At 44.1% G+C, this 15000-nt stretch carries 12 protein-coding genes and 1 rRNA gene (1 of these 13 cut by a window edge); 4 read left to right on the top strand and 9 right to left on the bottom strand.

Going from position 1 to position 15000, the window contains the following annotated elements; all coding sequences use genetic code 11:
- Positions 1 to 1570: ribosomal RNA gene (locus SATMO3_RS05710) — 16S ribosomal RNA — on the bottom strand (it extends 138 nt beyond the left edge of the window).
- A gap of 394 nt (positions 1571 to 1964) precedes the next feature.
- Between SATMO3_RS05710 and bioB (SATMO3_RS05705) the strand changes: the two genes are divergently transcribed.
- Positions 1965 to 2954, top strand: a complete 990-nt coding sequence (gene bioB / locus SATMO3_RS05705; protein WP_371378753.1) for a biotin synthase BioB — start codon at positions 1965 to 1967, stop codon at positions 2952 to 2954.
- A gap of 19 nt (positions 2955 to 2973) precedes the next feature.
- A complete protein-coding gene (gene bioB, locus SATMO3_RS05700; protein ID WP_371378750.1) occupies positions 2974 to 3960 on the top strand; it encodes a biotin synthase BioB in 987 nt (328 codons plus the stop codon).
- A gap of 465 nt (positions 3961 to 4425) precedes the next feature.
- On the opposite strand, the gene SATMO3_RS05695 is transcribed toward bioB (SATMO3_RS05700), so the two are convergent.
- Both SATMO3_RS05695 and SATMO3_RS05690 read right to left on the bottom strand, forming a co-directional pair.
- Complete coding sequence (locus tag SATMO3_RS05695) at positions 4426 to 5454, bottom strand: hypothetical protein (RefSeq protein ID WP_371378747.1); 1029 nt, start codon at positions 5452 to 5454, stop codon at positions 4426 to 4428.
- A 13-nt stretch (positions 5455 to 5467) separates the two neighbouring features.
- Positions 5468 to 6751 carry a tetratricopeptide repeat protein gene (locus tag SATMO3_RS05690; RefSeq protein ID WP_371378744.1) on the bottom strand — a complete coding sequence of 428 codons (1284 nt, stop codon included), beginning with the start codon at positions 6749 to 6751 and terminating at the stop codon, positions 5468 to 5470.
- Positions 6752 to 7463: 712 nt separating this feature from the next.
- On the opposite strand from SATMO3_RS05690, the gene SATMO3_RS05685 reads away from it, so the two are divergent.
- Positions 7464 to 8558, top strand: coding sequence for a suppressor of fused domain protein (locus SATMO3_RS05685; protein WP_371378741.1), 1095 nt, complete (start codon positions 7464 to 7466; stop codon positions 8556 to 8558).
- Positions 8559 to 9223: 665 nt separating this feature from the next.
- Here the strand turns inward: SATMO3_RS05685 and SATMO3_RS05680 are convergent.
- Positions 9224 to 9508 carry a Bax inhibitor-1 family protein gene (locus tag SATMO3_RS05680; protein WP_371378738.1) on the bottom strand — a complete coding sequence of 95 codons (285 nt, stop codon included), beginning with the start codon at positions 9506 to 9508 and terminating at the stop codon, positions 9224 to 9226.
- A 412-nt stretch (positions 9509 to 9920) separates the two neighbouring features.
- On the opposite strand from SATMO3_RS05680, the gene SATMO3_RS05675 reads away from it, so the two are divergent.
- The gene (locus SATMO3_RS05675; protein WP_371378735.1) at positions 9921 to 10835 is read left to right on the top strand and encodes a DUF4261 domain-containing protein; all 915 of its coding nucleotides are present in this window, start codon (positions 9921 to 9923) and stop codon (positions 10833 to 10835) included.
- 18 nt (positions 10836 to 10853) lie between these two features.
- On the opposite strand, the gene SATMO3_RS05670 is transcribed toward SATMO3_RS05675, so the two are convergent.
- From SATMO3_RS05670 to SATMO3_RS05650, 5 genes are all read right to left on the bottom strand, one after another.
- Entirely contained in the window at positions 10854 to 11063 is a 210-nt protein-coding gene (locus SATMO3_RS05670; protein WP_371378732.1) for a hypothetical protein, read from the bottom strand.
- Positions 11064 to 11368: 305 nt separating this feature from the next.
- Entirely contained in the window at positions 11369 to 12616 is a 1248-nt protein-coding gene (locus tag SATMO3_RS05665) for a 26S protease regulatory subunit (protein WP_371378730.1), read from the bottom strand.
- A gap of 52 nt (positions 12617 to 12668) precedes the next feature.
- On the bottom strand, positions 12669 to 13553 hold the full coding sequence (locus tag SATMO3_RS05660; RefSeq protein ID WP_371378727.1) for a tetratricopeptide repeat protein: 885 nt from the start codon (positions 13551 to 13553) through the stop codon (positions 12669 to 12671).
- The gene (locus SATMO3_RS05655; protein ID WP_371378724.1) at positions 13543 to 14010 is read right to left on the bottom strand and encodes a hypothetical protein; all 468 of its coding nucleotides are present in this window, start codon (positions 14008 to 14010) and stop codon (positions 13543 to 13545) included. The genes SATMO3_RS05660 and SATMO3_RS05655 overlap by 11 nt, the downstream gene beginning before the upstream one ends.
- A 34-nt stretch (positions 14011 to 14044) precedes the next feature.
- The gene (locus SATMO3_RS05650) at positions 14045 to 14704 is read right to left on the bottom strand and encodes a hypothetical protein (RefSeq protein ID WP_371378721.1); all 660 of its coding nucleotides are present in this window, start codon (positions 14702 to 14704) and stop codon (positions 14045 to 14047) included.
- Positions 14705 to 15000: the final 296 nt, after the last annotated feature.

Below are 15000 nucleotides of genomic sequence, written 5' to 3'. Positions count from 1 at the left end.
GGGCGGTGTGTACAAGGCCCGGGAACGTATTCACCGCAGTATGCTGACCTGCGATTACTAGCGATTCCGACTTCACGGAGGCGAGTTGCAGCCTCCGATCCGAACTGAGAGCTTGTTTATGCGTTTCGCTTACCTTCGCAGGCTTGCTTCGCTTTGTTTAAGCCCATTGTAGTACGTGTGTAGCCCAGGACATAAGGGGCATGATGACTTGACGTCATCCCCGCCTTCCTCCGCATTGTCTGCGGCAGTCTCCCTTGAGTTCCCACCATAACGTGCTGGCAACAAAGGATAAGGGTTGCGCTCGTTGCGGGACTTAACCCAACATCTCACGACACGAGCTGACGACAGCCATGCACCACCTGTTTTCGTGTCCCCGAAGGGAGGGATCTATCTCTAGACCTTTCACTCAATGTCAAGCCCTGGTAAGGTTCTTCGCGTTGCGTCGAATTAAACCACATACTCCACCGCTTGTGCGGGCCCCCGTCAATTCCTTTGAGTTTCAACCTTGCGGCCGTACTCCCCAGGCGGGGTACTTATTGCGTTAACTCCGGCACAGGAGGGGTCGATACCTCCTACACCTAGTACCCATCGTTTACGGCCAGGACTACCGGGGTATCTAATCCCGTTCGCTCCCCTGGCTTTCGCGCCTCAGTGTCAGACACAGTCCAGAAAGTCGCCTTCGCCACTGGTGTTCCTCCCAATATCTACGCATTTCACCGCTACACTGGGAATTCCACTTTCCTCTCCTGCACTCAAGATTCCCAGTTTCCTGCGCCCATACGGAGTTGAGCTCCGCACTTAGACACAAGACTTAAAGATCCACCTACACGCCCTTTACGCCCAATAATTCCGGACAACGCTTGCCACCTACGTATTACCGCGGCTGCTGGCACGTAGTTAGCCGTGGCTTCCTCCTTTGGTACCGTCATTACCTTGCATTATTTACACAAGATACGTTCGTCCCAAACGACAGAGCTTTACGATCCGAAAACCTTCTTCACTCACGCGGCGTTGCTCCGTCAGACTTTCGTCCATTGCGGAAGATTCCCCACTGCTGCCTCCCGTAGGAGTCTGGGCCGTGTCTCAGTCCCAGTGTGGCCGTTCATCCTCTCAGACCGGCTACTGATCGTCGCCTTGGTGAGCCATTACCTCACCAACTAGCTAATCAGACGCAGACCCATCTCTAAACGGTAGCTTATATATAGAGGCCACCTTTCTTAACTCAGTCATGCAACCAAGTTACCACATTCGGTATTAGCACCACTTTCGCGGTGTTGTCCCCAATTTAGAGGCAGGTTGTCTACGCGTTACTCACCCGTTCGCCACTATCTGCTGTCCAACACCGAAGGCTCTTGTGTTGTGACGGCCCTGGATGGGCCTAATGTCGAGCTTGCCATGGACGGCAATAAAGCTCGACTTCCTTGCGTGAAGCGCTCTCTATCGTTCGCGCTTGACACTGTCGGAGTTCACATCACCAAAACTCTCGGTGTTGAACAGCAGACCGTTCGACTTGCATGTGTTAGGCACGCCGCCAGCGTTCGTCCTGAGCCAGGATCAAACTCTCCATAAAAGTTATATTTATGGAGCCTTTTGTGGCTCATAAAATTTAAAAGAAATTATTTAATGTGCTCAAACGAGCACCGCACATCTGGCTTTTGTGATGCATTACTTACATTGTTCAGTTTTCAGGGAACACTGTGTCGCACCAGCGACAGTTATATATGTTATCACATCTATATCACTGTGTCAACATATTCACTATTGGTATTTTTTTCACTGCATTGCAGCGACTTATCTATAATATCATAGCAATGTTTATTATGTCAACATCATTATTAAAGTTATTTATTGGTTAACCACCTCTATAATAATAGTTTACAATTGGTAGATATCCATGTAAAATAGAATCGATTGGTAAACCACATTTGCAATTTAAGGTTAACAATCGTCAAGGAGAGCATTACATGGACACAAAAAATATCGTAAGGCTGGGCGAAATAATATTGGACGGGTATAAAATCACTCGTCAGGAAGCACTGGAACTTGCTAATGCCTCAGAGGAGGATATACCCCTTTTAGGAGCCTATGCCAATAAAATTCGTAATAGGTTTAGCGGAAAAACTGTAGATATGTGCGGAGTAATCAATGCCCGCTCCGGTAGATGTTCTGAAGACTGTTCTTTTTGCGCACAATCGGCACATTACAGCACGGACTGTTCCGTTTTTCCCCTTATTTCACAAGCTACGGCCCTGGAGTCAGTAGAGAAGTTGGCCACAGCCGGAGCAGTCAGAGCAAGTATAGTAACCAGCGGCAAAGGTTTATCAAATGATCCTGATTTAGATAGCATATTGTCACTTATCGATGGTCTTACTAAGATATCAGCCATCAAAATCTGTGCCAATTTAGGAACACTTACATACGAACAGGCCTGCCTGCTTTTTAAAGCCGGTATTAGAAGATACGCTCACAATCTGGAGACCAGCGAGCGCTTTTATCCGGAAATCTGCACAACTCACTCTTACCAGGAACGTTTTAATTCCTTGCTTGCGGCAAAAAAGGCCGGGCTGGAACTTTGCTCCGGCGGTATTATCGGACTTGGTGAAACCTGGGAAGATCGTATCGATCTGGCCTTCGCACTAGCGGCATTAGAGGTTGATTCGGTCCCAATAAATATACTCAATCCAATACCGGGGACTGTGCTAGCTAAACAGCCCCCCCTATCACCACTGGAAATCCTTAAGACTTTTGCCATATTCCGTTTTATTTTGCCGAGTAAGGTTATAAGGCCTGCCGGCGGCCGTGAGGCTAGCCTGCGGGATATGCAGGGAGCCGTGATGCTTTCAGGTGCGAACGGGCTTATTATCGGCAATTATTTAACTTTTGGCGGGCGTGATATTGCTAAAGATTTTTCTATGGTTCGAGATGCCGGTCTAAACCCGCTTGCAAAAGATTAACAAACAGGAGGTTACCACTATGAGTTACGATTTAATTTTTCAACTTGGCAGCAAAGTTCTTAACGGTGAACAACTTACTTTTGCAGAAGCATTAGCATTAACGAAAATTGACGAATCTGATATTCCCATTTTATTGGGAGTCGCCAATAAAGTACGCATAAAGTTCACCGGTAATCAGGTAGATACCTGTGAGATTGTAAATGCCCGTTCCGGCAATTGCTCAGAGGACTGCAAATTCTGTGCACAATCGGCGCATCACCAAACACAAATAAATACCTACCCCCTGATGAGCCAGGAACAAATTCTCAGTTCAGCGAAGGCAGCAGAATCCCACGGCGCCTATCGATTCTGTATTGTAACTGCCGGCTGTGGCATGAAAAACGACCCGGATTTTGATCAAATTACGACTGCCATTGAACGGATAGGTGCTGAAACCGGACTGGAAAGATGCTGCTCGCTAGGAATACTTAGTCCTCAGCATGTGAAGCTATTAAAGGCAGCTGGGATTACCCGTTACCACCACAATCTGGAGACCAGCAAAAGCTTCTTTAATCAAATCTGCTCGACCCATACATACGAGGAGCGCATAGAGACTATTAAGCACATTAAAGCCGAGGGCCTTGAGGTCTGCTCGGGCGGTATTATTGGCATGGGCGAAACGTGGGAGCATAGGCTTGAACTTGCCTTCGCGCTAAAAGAACTCGATGTTGATTCGGTCCCTATCAATGTTCTCAACCCTGTACAAGGCTCTGCATTAGAAGACCAACAACCGTTAAAACCGATAGAAGTCCTACAAGCCTTTGCTATCTTTAGAATGATACTGCCTGATAAAATTCTGCGCTATGCCGGTGGCCGGGAAAAAGCTTTGGGCGAGCTTGTCCCTTTGGGTTTTCTGTCCGGAATCAACGGCATGCTGATTGGTAACTACCTGACTACCACCGGCCGTGGTGCCAGTGATGATCTTAATACAGTGCGCGGACTGGGTCTTACACCGATTGCCGGATAATTACAAGTTTAGTTTCTAGTAGCATACAGGTACATAAAAAGCCACGAGAGTCATATTCAATGACCTCGTGGCTTCTTATTGCTCAAACGAGATGGATGCTCAGTTCCTTTGCTTCCCATATCTAGAGCAGATCGGGGAAAATGAAATTTCCACGACCGATGCGGATGCCAAGCTCATGCGTAACTACAATAACAACATCGATGTCAGCTACGACGTCTTCTTCCACGCATCGTCGGGGCGGTTCTGTTATACAATCTCATTTGATTATCCAGTCATTTTTCTTTGTTGCTATTATAATGCATCGTTAGAACCGTCCCCCTGATGCACTACGATGTAAGACTTGACTTAATTAGCTGGTCTTTGTTTCTACGATGCACCCTTCCCCCTTGGCGTACAGCCTGCCCCTATGATCCTCTTATCGTTTTTTGTATCATGAAGCAAAATTAGCGTCCCCTTGCTTCTGTACTATGCTTCGCGCGTAAAACCGTCAAATGATAATTGCCCGTAGGAGAAACAGGCTTCCAAGAGTGCCGCGGCCTCCTTATGCTCGACATTTGCGCGCGTGCACCAATGTTGAAAACCGTCCTGCTTCGTACAAAGCAACAGCAGCTTCATCCGGCTTCGTTCTTCCACGCGACAGAGAAGCAACCTGGCCTTCCCCTCCGGGATTTCGATCGGCGAAAGGAATTCAAGCCCTGCCGATTCGCCCTCACGCAAAGCGTAAAGTGCCTTCTGCACGTCATCCCAGGTAAAATTCGACGTCGGAACGCCATCCACACCGATAAAATTGAAAGGATGTGCGGAAGCGGCGGCCATAGCACGTGTCGGCGGCTGTACCTCGGAAAGGCACGCGAGCAACTCTTCCTCGTTCTTTGATACGAGCAATGGGAGATCCGTTATGTCGCCGACAAATGCGTTCGGCAGCCGCCCGGAGAGATAATCAGCAGCATCGTCGAGATCAGACTCATATGTCATTAGATTGCACTGCAAATTGTTGTCCTGATCCATAAGATACAAATGATAGATACTACGCGGTGAAGAACCGACTAAAAAAATCTTCTCCCTGAAAATCCCGCATACGCGGTCAAGGCGCATTGCCTCATCGCCCATGACCCATGTGCTTCCAACGCGTAGCTTACCGAATGCCACAACGTTCTGCGCGAGATCGGCGTCGATTTCGGCGAAAAGTTCTTCGGCCTTTTGTTTGCGGTCGGTTCGCTGTGAAAGCACCGACTGCGTCAGTTTGCCGCTCTCGCTGAAAAAAGCGCGGTAAAACGACAATGTGGCACGCCAACCACCCCCGATACATATCAGTACCAGCAGGGTGGTAATTCCAATGTCCATTGCTGAAAAACGTATCTTGCCGTCCATGACTTCATACAGAGTACCTAAGCTGCCAATAAAGCCTATCAACGCCAGCATTAGCCAGGCGACGCCACGGCCGAAGTAACGCAGCCGTTCTTTTCGTATATATGTTTTTATCGTTTGCTCCATTTATACTCCTTTCCTATCGACGCGTCCACTTGCGAGAAAAGAAACTTTTCTTGAACCTGGCCCGCTGCGCTTGGGCGTAGCTGTCCCAGCCTGCGACGACGTCGTAATACGCGATCGCTTTCTCGTAGTCCTGATTCACGACAATACCATCGGCGTAGACGTCGCCGAGGTCACCGCATAAAATACCGCGTATCTCTTGTGAGAACAGATACCTCCCCTTTTTCTCATATTCCTGCACGTCGTGTTTTTGCGCGGTGAGTAACAAATCAAGCCCCTTCTTTTCGTCTTTCTGCGTTCCCTCGCCTCGCAGCAAAACGTGGCCGAGCAATACGTACGCCTCCTTGTCTTCCCCTTCCACGACCGCGCGCTGCGCCCAATAAAACACTTTAGCGGAGTCCTTTTGTACCCCCTTACCCTGATAATAGAGCAGCGCAGTCATATATTGAGCATCAGTGAGACCCGACCTTGCGCCGTTTTCATAGCAGCGCAACGCCGCCGCGCGATCCTCCGGAACGCCGTTTCCATTCAAATATTGGTTTCCCAATATAATCCAGGCGCTCGCTTGCCCCATGTCGGCGGCGCGCTGCAAATATTTATGGGCTTCCGAGTAGCATCCGTTATGATCCAAATCCCAGCCGTAATTGTACATCCATACCGGGAATCCTGCCTCTGCGCCGCGCCTCGCAATTTCAAGCTGCTGCGCCTTGTTCTCCGGATAACCATTTGTGCCGTCATAAAGCGCATACCAATTGTTTACCGCACTCTCAAGACCGCCTGCGGCCGCTCGTTCGAACCACGGTTCCGCTAACTGCGCCATCGCGAGTTCCGCGTTTTCCATCGTCTGATACTTTTGGACCGGCTTCGTTCCTTCGATCTCAAAAATATCCCACCAAAAATAGGTATTACCGATGATATACTGGCAGAACGGATGCCCTGCTTCGGCTTTTTTATATACAATATTCCAGGCTTCCTTAAGCGACGCAAACGGCATTGATCGACGCTCATACAGCGTGAGTACACCGCAGCGCATCGCGATCAATACGCCGCACGCACTGCCCCTTTGAATGCTCTCGCGCAGCAGCTTCTCCGCCCGGTCATCATCCTCGTCCAAACCGCTGTATTGCCAGACGTACTGAGCACCCATATACGTACGCGACAAAAAACAAAGCGCATCGGCGTCGCCCTCTTCGGAAGCCTCTGTCAAAAGATGCCGTCCCTCAAGAATTTTTTCTCTGTCATGTTGCATCCACACAAAATCAATGCCCCGCTCCGTCTTATCGAAAAAATATCTGCCCAACACAAACACCCCTTATAATATATAAAAAAACAAATGCTCTGGGGTCTTTATCCCGCAAAGCTAAAATGGAATTTATAGCCAGAACAAAAATTTGTTTGACAATTACCTGTATTTCTTCGTTTTTTAAAAGAAAGCTTATTGCTTCTTTTAAATTCTTGCGGTGGAAGATGTGCTCTCGCCCACATTTTCGGATGGATCGCATCGTAAAATTTTTCACTAATTATTTCTTTGGTTTTACAAAATTCCCTTTAAAATGTATTTATGTAATACTTATTCCTTTTTTGTAATTATTTGCAATTTCCGAGGAGACCGCTTTAAAAAACAAACCTTCCAGTCCTTCTGTTTCTTTGATGCAATCAGGCCCCCATAGAGGAAAAGAAGTCAACGGATTTTTGTCCGTTGACTTCTTTTATTTAGACATCACTTGAAAGCAAGGCATACACAATCCGTTAGTTTTTCCAACAGTTGATGGTAATATTGTCCCTTTACAGTTTTCATTTTTACAGGGTATTCTACCGTCCAAAACATCCCCTCCCTTTCTTATATGTTTGTGGTAACACAATCCCAGAGCCGTAGACCTCATTATTTTAAGTATCGTCTAAATCAAAGTTAATCCTAAATTTTCAGTCTGCTGATTAACGTAAGGCGAATTTGAAAAATATTATTCTGTTCTTTATAATGGATATAAATAGAAGATGTCAGAGGTATATTCATGTCAAACATACTTATAGAAGAGTTTTCTCCCGCTTGTAATATCCAAGCCTTCGTCGAAGAATATGATGATTGCACATATTTTTATTTATGGAACTTTCCCGGCGAAGAGCACTCAAGTGTAAGCTCCTGCTGGATTAGAAATTACTCTGCAGCTCCGGAAAAACTTGATGTCCAAGCAATGAAAGACGGAAACGCCCCTATGCTTACGGTTGAATATTGTGCACATCCTGACGGTGCCGAGAAACTTCAACCAGAAGATCTCTCTATAATATGGTTCGAAGAGTGTGACGCAGCTGCGCTCCTTTACAAAAATGAGATTCTCAGTATTATTCCAAGTTGGTCTGGAATGGGCGAAGATTATAAATACCCGGGTTACGCCAGGGATTGCATTAAAGAGTCCAATCTTTGCTTTCCGCTGGGAACCCCCGATACTAATGTTTTGTTTAAACGCGTTGAAACCTCAATGAGATTTTGGCAGAGCTGGGATAACAATCCGTGGCCATCCATCCAGCAAAACTTCGTTGACGCAATTACGTCAAGCCTGGGAAGCATTGAAAAGTACTATGCTATTGATGGCGGAAAGTGGCCCCCTAAGGCAATGGTCAAGGTCGTTAGAGAAAACATCACCTATATTGTTACTCTTGGAGTATCCTTACTCCCTCAGCCTAAAGTCGAACAGTACGCTGACCAGCCCGAATTATTGCGAAGATTTGAATTCGCTTTTGCAATAGAGTCTGAATGGTTATCAAAAAATGAAAGACAAATGCTCCGCTATATAAGTTCGCAAACTTCACTTCCATGGTCAAACCTTATATTTTTAGCAGATGGCCATACGATCCCTTGTAAAGAGGTAAGCACGATTAAAAACAACTTTGAGTTTGTCCTTCTTTCAAAGCCTGAAGCCGCTCCCCGTATCAATTTACCTTCAATCAATGGTGATACAATAAATCTACTTTGGATTATCCCGATTACCCCCAAGGAAAGAAATTATGCCGAAAAAAATGGCTCTGATAAACTTATTGCAAAATCAAAGGATAAAAGCCACTGGATATTCAATGGGAAATCTAAGTTTCTGAAAGAATCATGGTTTTAGCAGACACAAAAAGCAGTTAATGGGGATTACTCCACTAACTGCTTTCAGTCTTTTATTTAGAAGTTCATTATGAAAGAATAACAATATGAAAGCCTACTGCCATACAGGTACTCAACAATTGTAATTTTCCTCATATATCTGCCCTTTTACATTTACTAACAAATGATACAGAAAAACTATGCCCTTGTATCCTACTAGTCGACATTACTACTAATACTTCTTTTGCTTTTACATATCGCATACAGCGAAACTACAATCCATATTAAAGTAAAAATAACTGCTGGTAAAAATATAAAAAAGCCAAAAACATTACTTTCCATTTTGTTAATTGATAAGACGGGTAATATGAGTCCGACAACTGATAGTGGAAACAAACTCCTACTTATTTCTCTAAAGCAGTCCATTATATTTTCTTCTCTTTTGATAAGCATTCTAAATATAACACATACCCCAAGATATAGATATCCAAAAATAACTAAGACAATTAATCCAAACAACGAAATTTGATAAATATTTCCACCTAAATTATTAAAAGTTCCTGGCCCATGCCCAAATAACAATATGAAAAATGCAATTGGATTACCAGCACTCGCTATCAAGCTTTTGATATAAATCACTCCCTTAAATTTAAAACTAGCGTTAGATCGACTCGTCATTGATGGCTATTATCGTACATTTTCTAGAGAAACGAGGGGACAGGAACCATGTTTTGTACGAATGTCTAGGGAGGCATTAAACTTGCCAACCATCTCTTCGTTATCCTCCAGGCTATAGGCCATTTTCTTAAGCTGCTGCGTATCATAAGCGGTCAACCCGACAAAGATCAGCACACCGACATAAGTCAACACCCACATCATGGCATAACTTTTCAGAAACATATTAACCAGGGAAGCTATGATAAGACCGATTAAAGCCATAAATAGAATATTGCCCCACTTCCTTGTTTTCATCGTAAACTTTTTCCACTAACTATTTCTTTGGTTTTACAAAATTCCCTTTAAAATGCACTTATGTGATACTTATTCCTTTTTTGTAAATATTTTCAAAAGAGATGTTGTCGCTATCTTTTCCCCTGTAATCCCCTTGTGAAATATACAACTACTCGCCCCAAAAATCATAATTACCCGAGCTATAATAGCTGACTTTACGCTTTCAATAGCCTAAGCCTAACTTAAAAAGTACCGAAATTATTACGATATATATGTAGACAATTTTTCTAGCTGAAGTGATACTTTGCTACAAAGAGTTAACGAAGCAAGTCATGAGAGAGCCTGGGGCCGCTTACTGGCATAAGTTCTGGCCGTTTTTCATACGAGTTGCAATATAATAATATCAGTGCTTATCGGAAATGGGGGATACGCAATGTTCGGTAAGAAACAATCCTCGCCTAAAAAAGAAACTGTGCAAAACACCGATTCGACGGAAAGCATTCTCCGGCAGGATCTCAGTAAAAAAGCCAGCCATTCCGGCGTATACATGATGTGGCTGCTATTCCGGGAAAAGGTTCCCATGCCGTCTGCCGCTACCCTTTTGGAGAAGCTTCAGACCCGCTTCGGCGCTGTAGACATAGTCTCCGGCAAAGACGGCATTGCCTCCTTTGCCCTGACCAGCCACCTAGTCACTTATGCGGACGGTCAACAGGTGCCCTCACAAGTAATGCTGACCGAGTGTACTCCTGTGAAGGAGCCTTTGGGAGACACAATTGCCCGCACCCAGTTCTGGGACTGCCCCAACGGAGTAGAACTACTGGATTCCTGCCACTGGCAGGTAATGGCCTCCGACTTTTTGGCGAGAGGGCTTCCGCCACTGGAGCGGGCGGACATCCTGGCCGACTGGCTGGAAATCGTCCTTGAACTCTTTCCCCATTGTGTAGCGGTCTATTTTGCTCCCAGCGGGAAGTTGCTGACTGCCGGGAGTGTGCGTGAAACTCCTTATTCCGGACCGTTTCGTTTTTTTCACGGCGGAGTCAATGTACGGTTTTTCAATATTCAGGGTACTACTGACATGCTGGTGGACAGCCTGGGCCTGTACGCCCTTGGCCTGCCGGATGTGCAGTACCATTTCCACGGTCTCGACCCCAATGAAGTGGTACGGCATGCCTACAATACAGCCTTATATCAGTTTGAAAACGATACCCCCATTGAATCCGGGCATACCATTGGCGGCATCGAACCGGAATCCAAATGGCTGTGCCGATACGAGCGCGCTTTGATCCAGCCCGGCCGGGATGTGCTGGATATTGCAGCCGGTGAATACGCCTCCGGTAACCGGGAATAAGCTCAATCCTTGGTTTTTTTAATTTTTTCTGTTTGAAAATGCTTTAATGATGGCAAGTATAACGCATAAAATCATCATAAAGCCAATTACTAAGAACGGAAAAACAATGTTCATTCCGAGAATTTCTCCAAGTTGAGGATCAACATTACCTACTGTCACAACAATTATCAATGCCAATACAATCGCTATCCCCGTAATAATTGGATGCTCTAAAAAGAGTGAAAACATAGTGCACACCTCCATTATGTTATGCCGCCACATAGCAAGGCTTCGAGCTATTAGTCGGCACATGCCGAGAAAGATTCTTACCTGACTACCACCGGCCGTGGTGCCAGTGATGATCTTAATACGGTGCGAGTGCTAGGCCTCAAACCGATTGCCGGATAATTACACGTTTAGTTTCCAGTAGCATAAAAGCCACGAGTGTCACATTAAATGACTCTCGTGGCTTTATTGCTTTAATGAGCTGGCTTCTCCGGTTCCGCTCCGGTTCCGCGTCCCTTTTGCTGCCAACACTGAAGACCTGAACCTTCTTATCCCAGTATCTTTTTATGTTTGGATAAGTACCTTTCTACATCATCGTACAAGCCGGCTTGATTGGCATACTTTACATAGTTTTTTATTGTTCTCAGCCATTCAATGGTAGAGGGCTTAGTGCTTGTAATCGCATCACTCAGATCTTTCATTGAAATAGGCCGTTCTTTGCCTGACGACAGTATCTCATGTATTACATTCTCAGTTGCCACCTCAACCACGTTGTCGATATCTGCACCCGAATATAATTCTGTCGCTTTCGCCAACAACTCATAATCAATCGTCTCTACCGGTCTTCCTGCCAATTTCAACTTAAATATGGAGATCCGGGCAGCTTCATCCGGCGGAGGAACAAAAACTGTTTTGTCAAATCTGCCTGGCCTTTTAAATGCCGAATCCACATCCCAGGGCATATTTGTCGCTCCAATGATCAATAATTTGTCTGTACTGGAATCAATGCCCTCAATTTCTGCCAAGAGATGATCGACTATGGGGCGCATATGTTCAGACGATAGCTTGGATCTGTTGTACCCTACCGTATCAATCTCATCAAAAAATAGGATGCATGGCTTTTTGGCCCTTGCATTAGCGAATATGTCTTTGATATTCTGCGAACTCATACCCAAATACGGGTCAAGAATATCGGTAATATGTACGGGAATAAACTTCGCGTTACATTCTCCCGCAGTAGCCTTGGCAATATATGTTTTTCCGCAGCCAGGAGGTCCGAAAAGCAAGATTCCTCCTCCCGTTTTTTTTCTGAACCTGTCAAACAAGCCTGGGTTGATAAAAGGTTTTACGATTTTCATCCTGATAATCTCTTTGAGATTGTCCAAGCCGCCGACATCATGAAAACGAACGGCGGGCGTTTCTTGATCCAGACTATTGCCGATGCGTTTTCCGCCTTCAATGACTTTCAATGATATAAGGTTGTCCGGAACGGCGGCCGCTTCTTGCAGATCTTCGTCCTTTTCCGCTTTCTCCGAATGTATCTTCTCAAATCCTTCGTTAGCTTCCCGACGACTGGCTGGAGATGCTTCGGCTTGATTTTTACTCGCAAGCTTCCCCAGTTCAACGAAAATTTTATTTTTTAACGCCTCATCCCCGTATTTAAGCGCCTCAGAAAACGCTTGCAGAGCCAGGCTTTCAACACCTTGTTCACAATATTCCAAACCGAGTAAATACCAGGCGTAGGCATTCGTACAGTCTTGTTCGATCATCTTTTGAATCAACTCGATTTTATCCATTCCGCTTCTCCAATTCACCCAATTAAATTTAACAAACCTGCAGACATTTTCATTATGAGTTTTCTCTCAGTTTTTGAATGGCCTTATAAATTAAAGGCATAATCCATGTATAGGCACAAAGCACGATGTATATTACACTTATGATTCCAATTGCTTTTGAAAATCCCAAACCCTGTAGAATCAAAAAGAAAACAACCATTCCAATCCAGAGAACGGCAGGTCCACCAATTCTTTCAATCATACGCTGCGGAAAATAAAATATACTGGATGATCTTTCCAAATCCTTTAGGATAGACAAAATATGCTCATCAGTAGGATCCAAGAGGTATGCCTGTCTGAAATTTTCCCGAGCGGCTTTATAATTGCCGCTGCTGTATTCCATTACCCCCATCTGAATCAGTTTTCTTACTTCGCTGTCAGAGGTTTGTAAATATCTTCTTAGAGCTTCTACCTGATCATCGCGCTGATTTTTGGCAAGATGATAGTAAAAGTGATACTGTAATACAACTTCATCAGAAGGATCAATGCTTAAGGCGTTTTCTATCAGCCTCCGGGCCTTCTTATCATGACCTGTTTTTAACATCAGATATCCGTAGGTCGCCATGATATCCGCTCTTTCAGGGTTGTCTCTCAGGGCTTCGAGAAAATGCTCTTCTGCTTCCACATATCGGTTTGTCTCCATAAAAATTTTCCCCAGCAAATAATGGCAATCTGCCGCAAAAAAACCATTGGCCAAGGCTTGACTGCAACAATCGACCGCTTCATCATACCGGTTAAGACCAAACAAAGAATTTGCCCGCATATACAATACATCGTTGTCATTTGGGTGAATGGACAACAATTGATCAAACTTGGCCAGCGCCTTTTCATAGCGTCCCATAGCATAATAATGCTGCGCTTCATTAAATATTTTCCGGGTTTCAATATCATAAGACATATTCTATAATCCTTATCCCTGTTATTACAAGGCCGAACTCAATCAGCATGCCGGCAACACTCCAAATTACTGCGTCCTTCAATATCGGCCGAATTTCTCCACCAGTCATGATATGTTGTTTAAATTTTTCCTTCATCAGAAAGTAATAACCCAGGTAAAGCAGGACGCAGGCAACATTATATATCCAGCGGATGCTTCTTACCTCATATTTAATATAATTGACAGTCGCCAATCCGACAAATAGCGGTTTAAAAAATAGAATTGCTATCCCCAGGATCATCATTAGTCCAATCATTTTTTTATCAATTTGCAACCATTTAGCGTTTCTGCTTCCAAGGACAACAGTCGGTATAACACCGCCCAAGAACGCCACATATAAAAGCCGCGAAATCTGATAGGTCTTTATTTCTCGATAATTCTCCCTGGTTAGCGACGGCTCGAATAAATCATTTGACAAAATCCATCCCCCCAATGTTTAGTATTCATACCAACTACTCCGTTCTCTCGTCTTTATTACACCTTTTTATGTATTCTTTTGCTTGTTGATAGAAGGTAACACTCCCGGTAAGGAATCCCCCGCTATCGTTATGAGCAATTCTATCTTCTGCTATTTCTAATGCTAAAGAATTTTCCTTTTTTAGAATAGCAGTCATTAGCTTTTCTTTATATATATTAACCACGGCTCCAGGATACCGCTGCAGCAGTTCAGAATACAATGCTTCCAAGTACTTAAGATTTTCATCTACAGTTGTAATCTCTTGAGCGATCTGAGTAGCAAGGTAATTAACATCTTGAAATATTGTTGAGTATTTTTCTATTAAAAAGCTTTCATTCCATTCATTAATCGCATATTTCTCTTTTTTAACGCACATTGTCGGGGCTGTCCATGCCCCAAAATAATGGAAACTCAGGGGTTGCTTTGCATTCTCTTTAAGATCAACTATGTTCCAAAATATTTCATCAAAATCATACAATTTGTATTGGAGTGTATAATCAATCTCATTTTTCTTTGCTTGCCCAAATGCTGAAAAAACAAAGAACAGAGAACCATTTTTCTTAAAAAGGCACCCTTCTTTACATTTCCAGTCAAACTTTTTACCTACAACTTTTATTGCCTGATTTACCATCTTAGTTGCATCTGACTGCTTCATGGTCTCTCCAATATAAAAAAATTATTTATACTGCCTCCATCTTACCTGCAATAAGTGGGCCATTCAGTTACATAGATGTCCTTCCGGTGCAGCTCAAGCTATTAAACTTCTATATATACATTACTCTTTTTCTAGTCATTTTCCTTTTGTTGTAATTTGTAGAGATGTATTCTTTTATTGTTTCCTACTATATTATAGCTAAAATTCGTGAAATAGAAAGCAGTTACCAAGATCATTAAGTAGATACTAGTTCTGAGAACCTACAAATACTTTAAAAAAAGCTAAATATTTTCAAA

It is taken from the genome of Sporomusa aerivorans, assembly GCF_041428895.1.
Taxonomy (GTDB): domain Bacteria; phylum Bacillota; class Negativicutes; order Sporomusales; family Sporomusaceae; genus Sporomusa; species Sporomusa aerivorans.
This window is presented reverse-complemented; position numbering and strand designations above follow the sequence as displayed.